This window comes from Kitasatospora sp. NPDC088742, from assembly GCF_055584905.1.
This window is the reverse complement of the sequence record NZ_JBVJLD010000010.1, coordinates 37,126-52,930: the sequence shown is the minus strand read 5'-3', so window position 1 is coordinate 52,930 and position 15,805 is coordinate 37,126. Positions and strand designations below refer to the sequence as shown.

At 76.5% G+C, this 15,805-nt stretch carries 12 protein-coding genes; 11 read left to right on the top strand and 1 reads right to left on the bottom strand.

The genetic code is table 11. From position 1 onward, the window contains the following. The first annotated feature begins 113 nt into the window (after positions 1-113). From ACZ6ZR_RS11220 to ACZ6ZR_RS11185, 8 genes are all read left to right on the top strand, one after another. The gene (locus ACZ6ZR_RS11220) at positions 114-2,747 is read left to right on the top strand and encodes a hypothetical protein (RefSeq protein ID WP_465641670.1); all 2,634 of its coding nucleotides are present in this window, start codon (positions 114-116) and stop codon (positions 2,745-2,747) included. Next, complete coding sequence (locus tag ACZ6ZR_RS11215; RefSeq protein ID WP_465641668.1) at positions 2,744-4,342, top strand: hypothetical protein; 1,599 nt, start codon at positions 2,744-2,746, stop codon at positions 4,340-4,342. Before ACZ6ZR_RS11220 ends, ACZ6ZR_RS11215 begins: the two co-directional genes overlap by 4 nt. Next, positions 4,339-6,300 carry a TOMM precursor leader peptide-binding protein gene (locus tag ACZ6ZR_RS11210; RefSeq protein WP_465641667.1) on the top strand — a complete coding sequence of 654 codons (1,962 nt, stop codon included), beginning with the start codon at positions 4,339-4,341 and terminating at the stop codon, positions 6,298-6,300. Before ACZ6ZR_RS11215 ends, ACZ6ZR_RS11210 begins: the two co-directional genes overlap by 4 nt. Next, positions 6,297-7,796: a hypothetical protein gene (locus ACZ6ZR_RS11205; RefSeq protein ID WP_465641665.1), complete on the top strand. Its 1,500-nt coding sequence runs from the start codon at positions 6,297-6,299 to the stop codon at positions 7,794-7,796. The genes ACZ6ZR_RS11210 and ACZ6ZR_RS11205 overlap by 4 nt, the downstream gene beginning before the upstream one ends. After that, positions 7,793-8,902 (top strand): lantibiotic dehydratase C-terminal domain-containing protein, encoded by a 1,110-nt coding sequence (locus ACZ6ZR_RS11200; protein WP_465641664.1) that lies wholly within the window; start codon positions 7,793-7,795, stop codon positions 8,900-8,902. The genes ACZ6ZR_RS11205 and ACZ6ZR_RS11200 overlap by 4 nt, the downstream gene beginning before the upstream one ends. A 116-nt stretch (positions 8,903-9,018) precedes the next feature. Beyond that, a complete protein-coding gene (locus tag ACZ6ZR_RS11195) occupies positions 9,019-9,765 on the top strand; it encodes a helix-turn-helix transcriptional regulator (RefSeq protein WP_465641662.1) in 747 nt (248 codons plus the stop codon). Further along, entirely contained in the window at positions 9,759-10,679 is a 921-nt protein-coding gene (locus ACZ6ZR_RS11190) for an ABC transporter ATP-binding protein (protein ID WP_465641661.1), read from the top strand. Before ACZ6ZR_RS11195 ends, ACZ6ZR_RS11190 begins: the two co-directional genes overlap by 7 nt. A gap of 1 nt (position 10,680) precedes the next feature. Then, positions 10,681-11,448 (top strand): ABC transporter permease, encoded by a 768-nt coding sequence (locus ACZ6ZR_RS11185; RefSeq protein WP_465641659.1) that lies wholly within the window; start codon positions 10,681-10,683, stop codon positions 11,446-11,448. 42 nt (positions 11,449-11,490) lie between these two features. On the opposite strand, the gene ACZ6ZR_RS11180 is transcribed toward ACZ6ZR_RS11185, so the two are convergent. Beyond that, on the bottom strand, positions 11,491-12,015 hold the full coding sequence (locus tag ACZ6ZR_RS11180) for a phospholipase D-like domain-containing protein (protein ID WP_465641657.1): 525 nt from the start codon (positions 12,013-12,015) through the stop codon (positions 11,491-11,493). A 167-nt stretch (positions 12,016-12,182) separates the two neighbouring features. Between ACZ6ZR_RS11180 and thpR the strand changes: the two genes are divergently transcribed. From thpR to ACZ6ZR_RS11165, 3 genes are all read left to right on the top strand, one after another. Next, on the top strand, positions 12,183-12,821 hold the full coding sequence (gene thpR / locus ACZ6ZR_RS11175) for an RNA 2',3'-cyclic phosphodiesterase (protein WP_465641875.1): 639 nt from the start codon (positions 12,183-12,185) through the stop codon (positions 12,819-12,821). 1,019 nt (positions 12,822-13,840) lie between these two features. Continuing rightward, the gene (locus tag ACZ6ZR_RS11170; RefSeq protein WP_465641655.1) at positions 13,841-14,401 is read left to right on the top strand and encodes an ArsR/SmtB family transcription factor; all 561 of its coding nucleotides are present in this window, start codon (positions 13,841-13,843) and stop codon (positions 14,399-14,401) included. After that, entirely contained in the window at positions 14,398-15,669 is a 1,272-nt protein-coding gene (locus ACZ6ZR_RS11165; RefSeq protein WP_465641653.1) for an MFS transporter, read from the top strand. Before ACZ6ZR_RS11170 ends, ACZ6ZR_RS11165 begins: the two co-directional genes overlap by 4 nt. Positions 15,670-15,805: the final 136 nt, after the last annotated feature.

The window sequence follows — 15,805 nt, the reverse complement described above, 5'->3', positions numbered from 1 at the left end:
CTCCGTCGTGCCCGCCCGCGGTCCGGTGCGGCCCCCTTCCGGGCCCCGGCCGCGCGGCCGTCCCCGCGCGCCCCCGCGCGGCCGCGTCCCGCCCCCAGAGAGGCCGCCTCCCGGTGCCCACCTTCGCCGTTCCCGCCCCCGCAGCCCCGCCGCTCCCGGACGTCTCCGCCGGCGGCTGGGTGCTGGCCGACAGCGTGATGCTGCGGATCAACCCCACCCCCGGGCGGCGGCTCGCCGACCCCGAACTACGCGGCGCGCTGGCCGCGTTGGCCGAGTCCGAGCAGCGCTGCGCCCGCCTCGCCGAGGCCGCCTGCGACAGCCTGTACCAGGCCATCGCGGGCACCGAGGGCCCCGAGCGGCACCGGCTGCTGCACCTGCGCCGCGCCGTGCACAACGACCGCGACCCCGGCCCCGGGCCGTGGCCCGAGCCGCTGCCCGGACCGGTGGCCGCCTGGCTGGACGCCGACGGCCGCCGCCGGCTGGCCCGCACCGCCGTGCGGGCCGGGCACGCAGCCTTCCTCGCCCATGAGCGGGCGGCCTTCGCCGACGCGTTGGGCAGCGAGCCGTTCCTGCTCTCGCTGGCGCTGAACTCCCCGCAGGTGCTGGACGCCGTGCAGCGCTACCGGCGCTCGGCCGGGCGCGCCTCGGCCCGGGACCGCAAGTCCGAGCGCGGGCTGGTCCAGCACTACGCCCGCGCCGTGGTCCGGGTCAGCCCGCTGGCCCGGCTGACCGCCGTCGGCTTCGCCGAGTGGGCCGAGGACGGCGTCCCGCTCGACCAGGCCCGCTACTCCCGCCGGGACGCCCGCAGCCTGCTGACGCTCGATCAGCCGCAGCTGTCCGGCCTGGTCAACGGCATCCTCCAGGCCCCCGAGCGGACCACCGCGACCCTGCTCGCCCGCAACCCGATGCTCCGGGTGGAGGGGGACCGGATCCGCTTCCACCACCACGCCGAGGGCCAGGGTCGGATGCTGGCCGCCGAGCTCAACCGCGAACTGACGGTGCTGCTGCGGCTGTCCGAGATGGGCCCGCTGACACCCCGTGAGCTGGCCGAGGGCGCCGCCCGGTGCCTCGGAGTCCGGGCAGAGGCCGCCGCGAGCCTGGTCGCGGCCGCCGCCCGGGCCCAGATCCTGGTCCCCGCGCCGCAGTTGGACGAACAGCACCCCGCCCTGCTCGCCGAGGCCACCGCAGCACTGGCCACCTCCGCACCGGCTGCCTCCGCACCGGCCCCCACCGGCCCGGCCGCCGCCGCCGGACTGCTGGACGGCATCGCCGCCGAGCTGGTCCGCGCCACCCGTGGCACGGTGCCCGAACGGGTCGCCGCGCTCAGCCGGATCGAGCGCTCCGCCCGCGAGCTCAACACCCTCAGCGCCGTCCCGGTCCGCCTGCGGGTCAACGAGGACCTGCTGCTGCCGCCCACCCCGGTCAGCGCCCGGGGCCACCGCACCGCGCTCGCCGAACTCCCCTCCGTGGCCCGCTTCCTGCACCTCTTCGACCGCCACCACGACGTCCGCGCCCTGCTGGTGCGGGCCTTCACCGACCGCTTCGGGGCCGGCGGCCAGGCCCCGCTGCTCGACCACGCCCCCGAGCTGGTGGCCGAAGTCCGGCTCCGGCAGCGGCGGTCGGAGACCGACCCGGCCTCCGGCGGCCCCGTCCTGGCCCGGCTCCTCCAGGCCCGCGCGCACGCCGAGGACGCCCTGACCGGGCTGCTGGAGCAGGCCCGCGCGGACGGCCGACCCGAGGCCCGCTGCACCGCCGCCGAGCTCGCCGCCCTCGCCGACGGCCTGCCCGAGGAGTGCGCGGGCGACAGCCCCTCGTACGGTCTGCTGGTCCAACCGGCGGGCGGGGGGCGGCTGGTGGTCAACGCCTGCTACCCGGGCTACGGACAGCTGACCACCCGATTCCTGGCCGGAGCCGACCCGCACGGACTCTTCCGGCAGCGGCTGCGCGAACGGCTGGAGCGGCTGCACGCGGGCCACGGCGCGGAGCTGGCCGAGGACCACGGCCTGCACGGCAGCAACCTCAACCACCGGCTGCCGCTGCTGGAGCGCCGGCTCACCCCGCAGGACTGGGCCCGGGCCCGGCTGGCCCACGACCCCGCCACCGACCGGCTCACCCTGCTGGACGCCGACGGCCGCCCGGTGCGGGTGCTCGCCCTCGGCATGAAGTGGATCGACGCCCAGCCCGCCCCGCTGCTGCTCGCCGCCTGGCTGCACGGGCCCAGCCTGGTCGCCTTCGACCCGGTCGAGCGCGCGTACCGGGCCGCCCGGACCGCCCGCCCCGCCGCCACCGTGCTGACCGCCGCCGACCCGACCGTCCGCTACCCCCGGCTGGTCGCCGGGGAGTGCGTCCTCCAGCGCCGCCGCTGGTACCCCGGCTCGGACCTGCCCGCGCCCTCCGTCCCGGCCGACGAGGTCGCCGACCTGCTCGCCCTCACCGCCTGGCGGGCCCGGCACGAGGTCCCCGAGCAGATCGTGGTGAAGACACCGCTCTGGCGGCTGCCAGGGCTCGGGACGGCCGAGGAGGCCGCCGCGCCCGGGATCGAGCAGATCGTCGCCGCCCGCCGCCGCGAGAAGCCCCAGTACCTGGACCTGGCGAGCGCGTTGATGGTCCGGGTGCTGCCCCGCCTGATGGAGCGTCGGCACCGCGGCTACTTCGAGGAGGCGCTCCCCGAGGTCCGCAACGGCGCGCACGCCTTCGAGTGGGCCGTCGAGGCCGATCTGCACGCCCGCCCGGAGGTGGCCCGATGAGGGTCAAGCTCCGTCCCGACACCCACTACGCCCCGGTCCCCGAGGGCCTCTACGTCGCCCAGGGCGGGCGGGAGTTCGTCCTCACCGGCCCACCCGCCCTGCACGAACTGGTCGACGGCCTGCTCGGCCCGCTGACCGAGGGCGCCGACCTCGACGAACTCACCGCCGCCGCAGGCGATCCGGCCGCCCGGCCGGTGCTGGCCCACGTCCTCGGACGGCTGCTGCGCCAAGGCGTGCTGCTCGACCTGGACGCGCTCACCGTCCCCGCCCCCGACCCGCGCACCGCCGCCGAGTTCGCCGACGTGCTGGCCCACCTGGAGGCCCGCAGCGCCGACCCCTACCGCGACTTCGCCGCCCTGCGCGCCGCCACCGTCACCATCCTCGGCACCGGCCAGGCCGCCCGCACCGCCGTCCGCACCCTGCGCGGCGCCGGTGTCACCGAACTGCCGGCCGGGAGACCGGAGTCGGCGTCTTCCCCGGTCTCCCTCGTGCTGCGCTCCGCCGACCGGACCGTCACCGCCCACACCGAGGAGCGGTACGCCCTGCTCGGCGACGGCTCCGAACCGGCCGAGCTGACCGCGCGGATCGGTGCTTGGCTGGACGCCCGCCCGCAGGAGGCCGCACCGACCCCGCTCAGCGCCACCCTGGCCGGTTCGCTCGCCGCCCACACCGCCCTGGACCGGCTGCTCGGTGGGCTCGGCCGCCCCGGGCCGCTGCTGATCCACGGCCCGCACCTGACCACTACTCAACTCCCGGCCCTGCCGGCGGAGTCTGCCGCCGAGTGGGCCGCAGTGACGCCGTCGGTCGTGGAGAGCGGGGACGAGGCCCCGGAGGCCGCCGCCGTCCTCGGCGGGTTCGCCCCGTACACCGCCCCGTGGACCGGGCTGGTCGTCCCCGGCGACGACGGCCCGCTCCCGCAGCTGCCGGTCTCGCTCGCCACCGTCCGCCCGCTCGGCGGCGCCCCGCTCGCCGCCTGGGGCCGGACCAGGGCGGCCGCCGTCCTGGAGGCCGTCCTCCAGGCCCTGCGCGCCCACGCCGAGCGCGACCGGCCGCCCGGTGACGTGCCCGAGAGTGCCGTGCCCGCGGCGGGCAGCAGTCCGGACCGCTTCCTGCTGGACGGTGTGCTGCGGCTGCTGCGGCCGGCCCTCGGCGGTGCGGTGGAGGTCGGCTGGGAGGAGCTGGACGGTGCCCGGCAGCGCTCCATGTGGAGCGTCCTGGACGAGTGGTTCCACCGGGAGGCCGTCCTGACCGTCCGTCGGCTGGACGGCTCCGACTGGCGATTCGCCGAAGTCACCGACGCCACGGGGGAGTTGAGAGCGTCGGCCTGGGGGCCGGACCGCTCCACCGCCCTGGAGTCCGCCCTCACCGCCGCAGTCGCCCAGGCCCAGGCCGCGCCCGACCTCCGCGCCCGCCTCGCCGCCGCCGGACCGGCCACCCCCGCCGAACAGCTCGGCGCGGCCCGGGTCGCGGCCGCCCTCGCCCACCTCGCCGGGCACCTGGCCGCCCGTGGAAACACCCTGCACGCCGTCGCCCGGACCCACGACCCGGTCCTCGGCCCGCTGCCCGCCACCGCCGGACGGGTGTGGTGCGCGTGACCACCACCGCCCGCCCGAACCGCCCTGCCGAACTGGCGGGCTCACCACGGCCCTTGCTCGGGCCCGGGCTGCCGGTCTCCTGGCCGTGGCAGCGGTGGGCCGAGACCCTCGGCCCCGGTGTGCTGCTCGCCGCCCGCTCCGGCCACGACGCCGTCTGGGAGCGGACCGCCCTCGACCGGGCCCGCGCCGAGGGGCGCGCCCTGCTCTCCCTGCGGCTCACCGCCCGGGAGGTCCTGATCGGCCCGCTGTGGACCCCGGGCGGGGGCCGCGGCTGCGCCGGCTGTGCCGAACGGGCGGACCGGAGGCGTCGGTTGGAGCCCGAGGAGCGCTTCGTCCGGCAGCGCGCCGACCGCGAGGCGCCCACGCCCCCTCCGGTCGCCGCCACCCGCGAGGGCACCGCCCTGCCGCCCTGGCTGTCCGTCACCGTCGGCGTCCTGCTCGCCAACCTGACGGCCCGTGACGCCGTCCCCGGCGAGACCACCGCCGTCACCCCCGAGGGCCGGACCAGCCGCCACCGGGTGGCCCGCGACCACGGCTGCACCGTCTGCGGCGACCCCGCCCCCGTCCTGCTCACCGACCCGGCCCCACCGCCCACCCGGCTCACCTCCGCCCGCCCCACCCCCGCCGCCCTGCCCCTGCGCGGCCCCGCCGCCCCGTTCGGCCTCGACCCGGCCAGGATGCGCGCCGCCCTCGCCGACCCGCGCTTCGGCCCCGTCACCCGCACCACCCGGCACGCCGCCGGCACCTACCCGATCACCGAGACCGAGCTGCTCGCCGGCACCCCCGCCGGGATGGGCCGGGCCGCCTCCTTCCGGGAGGCCGAGGCCGTCTCCGTCCTGGAGGCGTACGAGCGCGCCGCCGGCTACCCGCACCACGCGCCGCTGCTCCCCGGCCGCACCCACCGCGAACTCGGCTCCCGGGCGCTCGACCCGAGCACCCTCGGCCACCACACCGACACCCAACTCGCCTCCCCGCACAGCCGCCTGCGCCGCTGGACCCCGGACACCCGGCTGGACTGGGTCTGGTCCCACCCCCTCGACGGCGGCCCGCCCCGGCTGGTCCCCGCCGAGATCGGCTTCTTCCGCTACCGCTACGACCTGCGCCCGTACGGCGAGGGTCCGGACGCCGGGCGGAACTGCTACCTCGAGTCCTCCAGCGGCAGCGCCCTCGGCTCCGGCTACGAGGAGGCCGCGCTGCACGCCCTGCTCGAACTCGCCGAGCGCGACGCCTTCCTGACGGCCTGGCACCGGGCCCGGCCGCTGCCCCGGCTCCACCCGGACGCGATCCGCGACCCGGCCGGCCGGATGATGCTCCGCCTCGCCGGCGAACACGGCTACGACGTCCACCTGTTGGCCATCACCGGCGACCTCGGCCTGCCCGCCGTCTGGGCCCTGGCCGTCAACCGCCGCCGCGCGCTGCCCGCCAGCTTCTCCACCGCCGGCTGCCACCCGGACCCGGAGCAGGCCGTCCGGGCCGCGCTCTGGGAGCTCACCCAGATGGTCAGCGGCGGGCTGGCCTGGGACCCGGCCGAGTACGAGCACACCGTCCACGACCCGTGGTCGATCCAGACCATCGCCGAGCACTGGCGCCGCTACACCTTCCCCGAACTGCTGCCCCGGGTGGAACGCGTCCTCGGCGGGCCCCTCACCACCCCCGCCGAGGCCTTCCCGGACTGGCCGCACACCCTGGTCCGGGCCGCCCGAGGCGACGTCCGCGGCGCGCTCGACCACGTCGCCGGGCTCTACGAAGCGGCCGGGCTGCGGCAGATCCTGATCGTCGACCAGTCCACCCCCGAGCACACCGCGCACGGGATGACCGCCGTCAAGGCCGTGGTACCGGGCATCGTCCCGATGTGCTTCGGCCACGCCCAGCAGCGGCTGGCCGGGCTTCCCCGGCTGCTCGACGCCCTCGACGGGCTCGGCACCTTCGATGACCTCGACCCCCACCCGTTCCCGTGACGGCCCGCACCGCGGCAAGTCCGCCCCCCACCACGGTCGTTGCCCCCGGGCCGGCCGAGGCCCTCGCCTTCGCCTACCGCCAGGGCCCCGGCAAGCGACTGCTCGGCGAACAGCGCGCCATCGACGACACCGCCCCGACCACCGCCTACCTCCCGCCGCCGAACGCCCGTTCCGGCACCGGCACTCCACTGCCCGGCGACCTGTACGAGCTGCTCGCCCGCACTCCCTTCCCGGCCCCGCCGCTCCCCGCGGCCGACCCCCTCGGCGCGGCCCTGGCCACCGCCTTCGGCCTGCAACGGCGCGAGCCCGACCACCAGTTCCCCGACCACCGCTCCACCGCCTCCGGCCGGGCCCGCCACCCCGTCCACGTCCTGCTGGCCGGCCCGGGCGCCCGCCGCTACCTGGACCCGTACCGAAGGGCCCTGGTCGACCTCACCGCCCCGCCGTCCGACGCCCCGTCAGGCGGCCGCGCCCGGCTGGTGCTCGCCGCCCGCTACTCCGACCTGCCCGCCGCCTACGGGAGCCTGCGCTTCGCGGTCTGCGAGGCCGAACTCGGCGTCAACCTGCGGGCCTGGGCGGTCGCCGCCGAGGCCTTCGGCGTCCCCGGCCGCCTGGAGGCCGATCCCGCCCTCGCCGAGCGGCTGCTCGCCGCCGCCGGGCCGGGCCGGTGGAGCGCCCCGCTCTCCGTCCTGCTGACCGGCCACCGGCCCGGCCCCGGCCGCCGCCTGCCGGGGCGGCCGCCCCTCCCGGCCACCCCCGCCGAGCTGTCCCGCTTCGAGGCCGCCGACCCCGACGCCGAGGAGTGCCGGGCCCTCAGCCGGTGCCGCACCACCAGCCCGGCCGGCCCGCTGGCCGGCATCCCGGCCAATGCCCGTGCCGAGGGCCCCAGTTGGGCGGAGGTGCTGTGGCGGCGCTCGGCCGGCCGGGTGCCCGGCCGCCGGTACGGCTTCGCGCTGCGCCCCGCCCCCGTCGCCGAACCGGCCCTGCGCTCCCTGCTGGCCTGGGCCGCCGTCCCGCCGCCCGACACCCTGCTGGCGGCCGTCGCCGCCCGCGTCCGCCGCACCGTGGTCCTCCAGGGCGTGGCCGGACTGCCGGACGGTGCCTACCGCCTGACGGACGGCCGCCTCGTCCCGCACCGCCTCGGCCCCGGCCTGCCCGCGCGGCTGGAACCGGGCTTCGGCCGCCCCGACGCCCCCGACACCGGCATCGCCCTGCGGCACGCCTCGGTGCTGTACGTCCACAGCGCCGAACCGGCCGCCCTGGTAGCGGAGTTCGGCCCCGCCGCCCCGGCCCTCGCCGCCCAGTGGTGCGGCTGGGCCACCCACGGCCTCTGCCTGGCCGCCGCCGCCCACGGCCTGGTCGCCCGTCCGGCCCGGTCCTACGACGAACACCACCTGCAGCCCCTGCTCGGGCTCGACCGCAAGGAGGTCCCGGTCTTCATGACCGTCTGCGGCACCCCCCGCTACACCGGACCGCTCTGGGACCTGCGCGGATGACCGCCGCCTCGCCCGCCGCCTCGCCCTTTGCGGCGCGCCACCGGTGGCACAGCTGGCACCTGCACGTCCCCAGCGCCGACCCGGCGGCGGTGGAGCAGGCGCTGCTGCGCTGCGTCCCCGCCGCCCTGCGCCGGGCCGGGCCGGCCGAGGACGGCACCCCCCGCCCCTGGTTCTACCTGCGCTACTGGCAGCACGGCCCGCACCTGCGGTTGCGGCTGGCCGATCTGACCAGCGACCAGGAGGCTTCGGTGGAGCGGGAGTTGGACCGCACCCTGGCCGAGGTCATCGCCGCCCTCCCCGCCGAGGGCCGGCTCACCCCCGCCGGCTACGCGGAGCTCGCCGCCCCGGTGGCCGCCCTCGGCGAGTACGGCACCAGCCTCCCGGCCGGCGAGCTGCTCGCCCCCGGGGTCCACCGGGCCGACTACGAACCGGAGTTCGAGCGCTACGGCGGCCCGGACGCGATGGCCGGGGCCGAGCAGCTGTTCCACGTCTCCAGCGTGCTCTGCCTGCGCGCCTGCGCCGCCCGCCCCGGCCCGCCGACACCGACCGCCCCGCAGGGCCCCTCCGCCTCGCCGGGGCCTTCCCGCTCGCAGGGCTCGGCAGCCGCATCGGGTGCGTCCGCTCGGCCTGCCTCGCCCGCCCCGCCCGATCCGTCTGCTCCTTCCGGCCGCACCAGGATCCTGCTCGACGGGCTCGAACTCCTCGCCGCCGTGCTGCCCGCCTGGCCCGACCGGGAGGAGTTCCTCCGCGCCAACTCGGCGGGCTGGCAAGCCTTGTCGTCGGCCACGGCGCCCCCCGACCCGGTCGTCCTGAACGCCAAGGCCGAGGCCCTGCGCCCCTGCGCCCCCGCCCTGCGGCGCCTCGCCGCCGGGGCGGACAGCCGCTGGTCCCCGCTGACCCGGCGCCTCGCCGTCGCCACCGCCGCGCTCACCGACGTGATCGGCCCCGGCCGGGCCCGGCAGGTCCTCGCCTCCCAGCTGCACATGGCCCACAACCGGCTCGGCCTGGGGCTCGCCACGGAGGCGCAGCTCGCCGCAATCCTCTTGCGTTTGACCATTCTTGACCATCCGTCAGATCCGGACGGGCCACCGGCGGAACTAGACTGACCCGCGTCCGGAGCCGGATCACCCCGGCCCGGACACCCCACGGTGCAGGGCCCGGCCACCCGCCGGAGCAGCAGCAGGTGAACGACGGAGAAGCCCACGAGGTGGAGAGGTGTCACATGACCCTGAACTCCGAAGATGCCTTCCAGCAGGGCGAGTCGACGGCCGCCCGGGCCGCCACGATGGTCCGCGCGGCGTCCGGGGCGGCAGCGGACCGGTTCCCCCGCTACGAGAGCGCCACCGGCGCCCGCGCGGTCAGCGCCACCCTGGCCGATCTGCTGCGCGGCGCCCGCACCGTGGTGATCTGGCAGCACCGGCCCGGCCGTTCCGCCCTCGACCTCTGGGAGTTCGCGCTCGCCTGGCACGACTTCGACCGCCGCGCCCTGTTCGACCCCGAGGCCCTGACCAGCTGCCGTGAAAAGCTGGGCGGTCACCCGCTCGCGGAGCACGTCCGGGTGGCCGAGAGCGGCGGGGAGCTCGACCGGCAGCTGGACGCCGTCCTGGTGGTGGACCGCCGGGTCGCCGCCCTGCTGCCCCTCACCGCCGAGGACGAGCCGCCCACCCTGGTGATCGGGGACACCGCCGTCGCCGCGGCCGTCGCGGCCGCCTTCGACCTGGTCTGGCCCTCGGCCCGATGTCTCAGACCCGCCAAGCCGATTGACGAGATGTTGGAGAGCGACCTGAAGCGCGAGATCATCCGCCGGCTGGCCGAGGGGGAGAAGGACGAGGCCATCGCCCGCAGCCTCAACGTCTCGCTGCGCACCTGCCGCCGCCACATCGCCGACATCATGAGCGCCGCCGACGCGGTCAGCCGCTTCCAGGCCGGCTTCCGGATCGGCCAGGACACCCGGGTGGGTGCATGGTGAGCGCCGGCGGCACCGGGGCGGCCGTCCGGCTGACACGGGTGGAGAAGGCCTTCGGCGAGGTCCGGGCGGTGGACGGGATCAGCCTCGACCTGGAGCCCGGCCGGCTCACCGCCCTGCTCGGCCCCAACGGCGCCGGCAAGACCACCGTCATGGACCTCCTGCTCGGCCTCCAGACCCCCGACCGGGGCAGCGTCACCGTCCTCGGCGGCACCCCGGCCGAGGCGGCCGCCCGCGGCGAGGTCGGCGCGGTGCTCCAGGACGGCGGCCTGCTGCCCGACCTCACCGTCGCCGAGACCCTGCGCTACGTCGCCTCCCTCCACCACGACCCGCTCCCGCTCGCCGAGGTGGTCGGACTCGCCGGGCTCCAGGCGGTCGCCCGCCGCCGGGTCGGCGTCTGCTCCGGCGGCGAACGGCGCCGGCTGCACTTCGCGCTGGCCCTGCTCGGCCGCCCCCGCCTGCTGGTCCTGGACGAGCCCACCTCGGGCCTGGACGTCACCGGCCGCCGTCAGTTCTGGGACGCCGTCGGCCGCATCCCGGGCCGCCCCACCGTGCTCCTCGCCACCCACCAGCTCGACGAGGCCGAGCAGTACGCGGAGCGCGTGGTGGTGGTCGCCGCCGGCCGGATCGCCGCCGACGGCACCCCCGCCGAGATCCGCGGCCACGCCGCCGGCCGGACGGTGCGCGCCCACTGGCCGGAGGCCGACCTCGCCGGGCTGCGCGCGCTGCCCGCCGTCGACCTGGTCGAGCAGCGCGGCGCCACCGTCACCGTCCGCACCCAGGACTCCGACCTGGTGGTCCGTCACCTCGCGGGCACCGCCGCCCGCGAGATCGAGGTCACCTCCTCCGGCCTGGAGGAGGCCTTCCTCGCCCTCTCCGCCGGCCACCCTCCCGCCACCCGCACCCCCGAGGACTGACGTGTCCCTCCCGCTGTCCGCGCCCCGGCCCGCCCGCTCGCCCCTGCACGGCTGCAACCGCACCGTGCTCGCCCTCGAGATCCGCCGGGTGCTGCGCAACGTCCGCACCGTGGTCCTGGTGATCGCGATGCCGACCTCCTTCTTCCTGCTCTACGGCCTGCCCGGCCAGGCCTCCGGCGGCCGGCCGCTGGCCCAGGTGATGGTGAGCATGGCCGCGTACGGCGCGATGGTCGGCGCGGCCGGCTGCGGCGCCGGCATCGCGGTGGAGCGCGCCCTCGGCTGGCAGCGCCAGCTGCGCCTCACCCCGATGCGCCCGCTCGCCCAGGTCGCCGTCAAGGCGGTCACCGCGATGGTGCTCGGACTGGTCTCGGTGGCCGCCGAGTTCGCCCTCGGCGCGGCCTTCGGCGTCCGCCTGGACGTGGGGGAGTGGCTGCTCGCCGCGGCCGCGGCCTGGCTGCCCGCGCTGCTGTTCGCCGTCCTCGGGCTGCTCTGCGGGCTGCTGCTGCCCTCCGAGAACGTGATGCAGCTGGCCGGCCCCGGCCTGGCCCTGCTGGCGGTCTTCGGCGGCCTCTTCATCCCGCTGGAGGTCCTGCCCCAACTGCTCGGCAGGATCGCCCCGTTCACCCCGGCGTACGGCTCCGGCGCGCTCGCCCGCGCCGCCGTCTCGGGCGGCGAGGTCCTGACCCCGGTGGCCGGGCTGCTCGCCTGGACGGTGGTCTTCGGCGCCCTGGCAGTCTGGCGGCTGCGCCGTGACATCCGGCGCGGCTGACGGCTCCTCACACCGCCGGGCGCGCAGGGGTCCCGGGCGTCGTCACCTCGGCTCGCCGTTCTCCCAGAGCACCGTCGCCAGCTGTTCGGCGAGCTGCGCGGTCGGCTGCTCCGTCACCTGCAGCACCCCGCCCGACCCCGGCTCGCCCTCTCGGGCCGATCCCAGCAGCACCACGGCGTCCGCCAGTAGCATCGGCTGGACCGGTCCTGGCATCACGCGCAGCACCACCCCCGCCCGCTGGAGGTGGTCCAGCGCGGCCCAGTCCGCCGTCCGCTCCGGCTGCTTGCCGCCGAGCAGCAGCCGGACGTCCCGGCCCCGCCGCGCGCTGTCGGCCAGCGTCCCGGTCAGCACCCGCAGCCAACACCGGCGCCCGGCCAGGCTGTCGGCGGGCTCGACCAGCAGCACCCGTCGCCGGGCCGACATCACGGCCGCGGTCACCTGGTGGGCGGCGTTCTCCCAGACCCCGGCTCCCCGCCCCGGTTCCCCCTGGCCGAACGCGACCTCCACTGACCGGGCCCAGGTGTAGATGGCCTCGACGAGCTCTCCGGTCTGATCGGGCGAGATCACGGAACCCCCCTCTGCATCCTGTGAAGGTCTCCACGAGTCCTCCACCGGAATTATGCCGAGCCGGGGCGTCCATATGAGCGATTGTCAGGGATCTGTATGCCCTCGTCCGAAGGGACTCGATTGATGGCATGTCCACGCAAGGGTCCGGAATGTCCCGCCTGTCCGTGATGCACGTCCCGCCCGCTGCGGGTCCAGTGCCCACGAGGTGCTGGAATGTCCTGGTGGACGATCACCCCGAGCCCCCGACCCGGCGCGTCTTCGTGGCGCTCGCCCCGCCCGACGAGGCCAAGGACGAACTCGCCCGGGCCCTGCGGCCGGCCTGTGCCGCCCACCCGCCACTGCGCTGGAACCGCATCGAGGACTGGCACATCACCCTCGCCTTCCTCGGCGAACTCCCCACCACCGCCGTCCCCTTGCTCCGCTCCGCCCTCTCCGGCACGGCCGCCGCCCGCCCCGCCCTCCGGCTCGCCCTGCGCGGCGGCGGCCACTTCGACGACCGCCTGCTGTGGAGCGGCATCGATGGCGACCTCGACGGCCTCCACCGGCTCGCCACCGAGGTCCGCACCCTGGTCAGGTCCTGCGGCATCGACTTCCCCGACCGCCCGCTGCGCCCCCACCTCACCCTGGCCCGCGCCCGCCGCGACGACCGCATCAGCGTCCCCGAAGCCGCCACCACCCTGGCCACCTTCACCGGCACGCCCTGGCTCACCGACCGCCTCCACCTGGTCGGCAGCAACATCGGCCGCGGCCCCGGCCCCATCTACTACCGCGACATCGAGTCCTGGCCCTTCGCCCGCCGCCCCTGACGCCCCGTCAGTCGTCCCCCGGACCCGCACCACACCGTCGGCGTCGGGGAGCACGGCATCGGGCAGCACGCCGGGGCCCTCCGGCACCACGGCCAGCCGGGCCGCCCCGGCGCGCGCGGCGGTGTCCTCGGGATCCGCGAGGTCGTTCACGCCACCGGCATCGCCCCCGACCGGGACGACCACGGCTGCTGGTGGATCGTGGTCCGTCATGCCGACGACCACATTCACATCACGGCCACCACGGTCCGCGAGGGCGACCGCCGCCCCCAGCGTATCTGCGGCACGGTTGTGCATGTTCCCGGCGGGCCTCGCGCGGTGCAGACGGCCACTGGCCCGCACCCGGGCTTCCCCGCCGACGTGCGGCCGCAGTTGACCGCCTTCCTCACCCAGGCCGCCGGCACGTCACGGGTTGCACGGGTCGAGAACGTGACCGGGATCGCGCTACGGCCCGAGCCGGTCCTTGTCGGCACCTGGCCATAGAACGGCCCGAGTTGCCGCTACTCGGCGGACCGTCCGCCGTGGCTGTCCTTTCTGCCGGCGAGAAGCTGGAGGGTCATTCAGGCAGCCGAGGCCCTCGGCGAGGCTCGCCGCCGCAACCGGTGACAGACCCCGACCGCCCCTGATCCCGCTGCCATGGTCGCGAAAGCCCCGGTGGACCGCTGGCCTCAGTCATGTCGCCGGGGCCAAGCCATGACCGGCACAGGCCAGTCGTGCCGACGCACATGTACCGGCACCATCCGAGGTGCACGAAGAACCGGTCCGCCGCCTCCAGGCGGCACCACCCGCCGCTCTCCCGCAGCATCACCCGGACCAGCTCGATCCCGGTCGCGAGGTCCACCTCGGTGCCGTCGTGGAAGTCGGTCGGCTCGGCCAACAGGCAGCTCAGGTCATGCCCCTCCAGTGTCGGCCCGAGGGCGTTCCGGTCGGCGGGGTCGTCATCCTAGTGCCGTGCCCGGCAAGGTCTCCTCATTGCACAAGAGGTATTGCACAATAACTCTTGTGCATGCCAGGATCACCGTATGACAGAGGATCAGATCAAGAACTCCGAACGGCTCGCCGCCCTGGCCCACCCCCTCCGCCGCCGCCTGGCCGACATCCTCCGCGCCTACGGCCCCGCCACCGCCAGCACGCTCGCCGAGCGCACCGGCCAGGCCGTCGGCAACGTCAGCCACCACCTCCGGGTGCTGGGCGCCGCCGGGATCATCGAGGAGGCGCCCGAACTCGCCCGGGACAAGCGGGAACGGTGGTGGCGCCGCTCCTCGGAGAACCTCTCCTGGACGCAGAGCGACTTCGCCGCCGACCCGGCCGGGGCGCTGGTGTCGCAGACCGTCCAGTCGATGCTGCTCGACCGGCACACCACCGCCGCGCGCGAGTGGCTGCTCGCCGAGCAGCCCGAGGAGTGGGTGGACCCCTCGTTCGTCGCCGACCGCTGGATGATGCTCACCCCGGAGGAGCTGGAGGAGATGGGGCGGGAGATCATCGCGATCCAACTCAAGTGGGGGACGCGGGAGATCCCCGACGACGGGCGCGAGCGCCGGCCCGTGCTGGTCTTCGCCTACGGGATGCCGGCCCAGCCGTGACCACCTCCACGGCAACCTCCGACACCTCCGAGGCCGGTGCCGTCGCCTCCGCCGCTCCGTACCGGGGGCGCGACTTCCGGCTGTTCTGGTTCGGCGAGAGCGCCAGCAAGGTCGGCAGCGGGATCAGCGGTGTGGCCGTGCCGCTCGCCGCCGTCACCGTGCTGGACGCCTCCGCCTTCCAGGTCGGCGTGCTCACCGCGATGACCTGGCTGCCCTGGCTCCTGATCGGTCTGCCCGCCGGTGCCTGGGTGGACCGGATGGCCCGGCGCCCGCTGATGGCCGGCTGCAACCTGCTGTCGATGTCCCTGCTCGTCAGCGTCCCGGTGAGCTCCTGGCTGGGCGTGCTCACCTTCGCCCAACTCGCCCTCACCGCACTGCTCCTGGGCACGGCCAACGTCTTCTTCCAGGCCGCCTACCAGGTCTACCTGCCCTCGCTGCTGCCCAAGGAGGAGCTGGCCGCGGGCAACGCGAAGATGCAGGGCTCGGAGGCCTTCGCCCAGGTCGCCGGCCCCGGCCTGGCCGGAGGGATCACCCAAGTCCTGGGCGTCCTCGGCGGGTTGCTCGCCGACGCCGGGACCTTCGCCGTCTCCACCGTCTGCCTGCTCGGCATCCGCGCCAAGGAGGCGCCGGTCGAGCGCCGGGCCAACACCACGCTGGGCCGCGACATCCGCGAGGGCCTGCGCTTCGTCGCCCACGACCCCTACCTCCGGGTCTTCGCCGTCTTCGGCGCGCTGTTCAACCTGGCGTTCATCGCCTACCAGGCCGTTCTGATGGTCTTCCTGATCCGCGAACTCCGCCTCCCGACCGGCCTGGTGGGCCTGCTGATGGCGGGCATCAGCCTCGGCGGCGTGCTCGGCGCGACCCTGGCCACCCGCATCGGGGCCCGCCTCGGCACCGCCCGCGGCCTGCTGCTCACCCTCTTCGCCACCGTCCCGTCCGCCCTCGTCATCCCGCTCACCGCCCCCGGCCCCCGGCTGGCCCTGCTCGTCGGCGGCGGCCTGCTGATCGGCCTCGGCACCGTGGTCAGCAACGTCATCCGGGGCAGCTTCCGCCAGCTCTACACGCCGCGCCCGCTGCTCGGCCGGGTCAGCGTCAGCATGATGTTCCTCAACTTCGGCACCATCCCCCTGGGCGGCCTGCTCGGCGGCGCGCTGGGCGAGGCGATCGGCCTCCGGCCGACCCTGTGGATCGTGGCCGCCGTGATGGCCGCCTCGCCGCTGACCCTCCTCGTCGGCCCCCTCAAGAGCCGCCGTGACCTGCCGGTCTGACGACCACTCAGAAGATTCGGAACGCGGCGCGGTCAACGGCCCCGGGGGGGGGGGGGGGGGGGGGGGGGGGGGGGGGGGGGGGGGGGGGGGGGCGGGGGGGGGGGCGGCGGGGGGGGCGGGGGGGCCCGCGCCGCGG

Excerpts from the sequence above, each read along its gene's own strand:
- thpR (WP_465641875.1), top strand. The coding sequence starts at position 12,183 with ATGCACGTCCCGCCCGCTGCGGGTCCAGTGCCCACGAGGTGCTGGAAT.
- ACZ6ZR_RS11200 (WP_465641664.1), top strand. The coding sequence starts at position 7,793 with ATGACCGCCGCCTCGCCCGCCGCCTCGCCCTTTGCGGCGCGCCACCGG.
- ACZ6ZR_RS11190 (WP_465641661.1), top strand. The coding sequence starts at position 9,759 with ATGGTGAGCGCCGGCGGCACCGGGGCGGCCGTCCGGCTGACACGGGTG.
- ACZ6ZR_RS11195 (WP_465641662.1), top strand. The coding sequence starts at position 9,019 with ATGACCCTGAACTCCGAAGATGCCTTCCAGCAGGGCGAGTCGACGGCC.
- ACZ6ZR_RS11170 (WP_465641655.1), top strand. The coding sequence starts at position 13,841 with ATGACAGAGGATCAGATCAAGAACTCCGAACGGCTCGCCGCCCTGGCC.
- ACZ6ZR_RS11215 (WP_465641668.1), top strand. The coding sequence starts at position 2,744 with ATGAGGGTCAAGCTCCGTCCCGACACCCACTACGCCCCGGTCCCCGAG.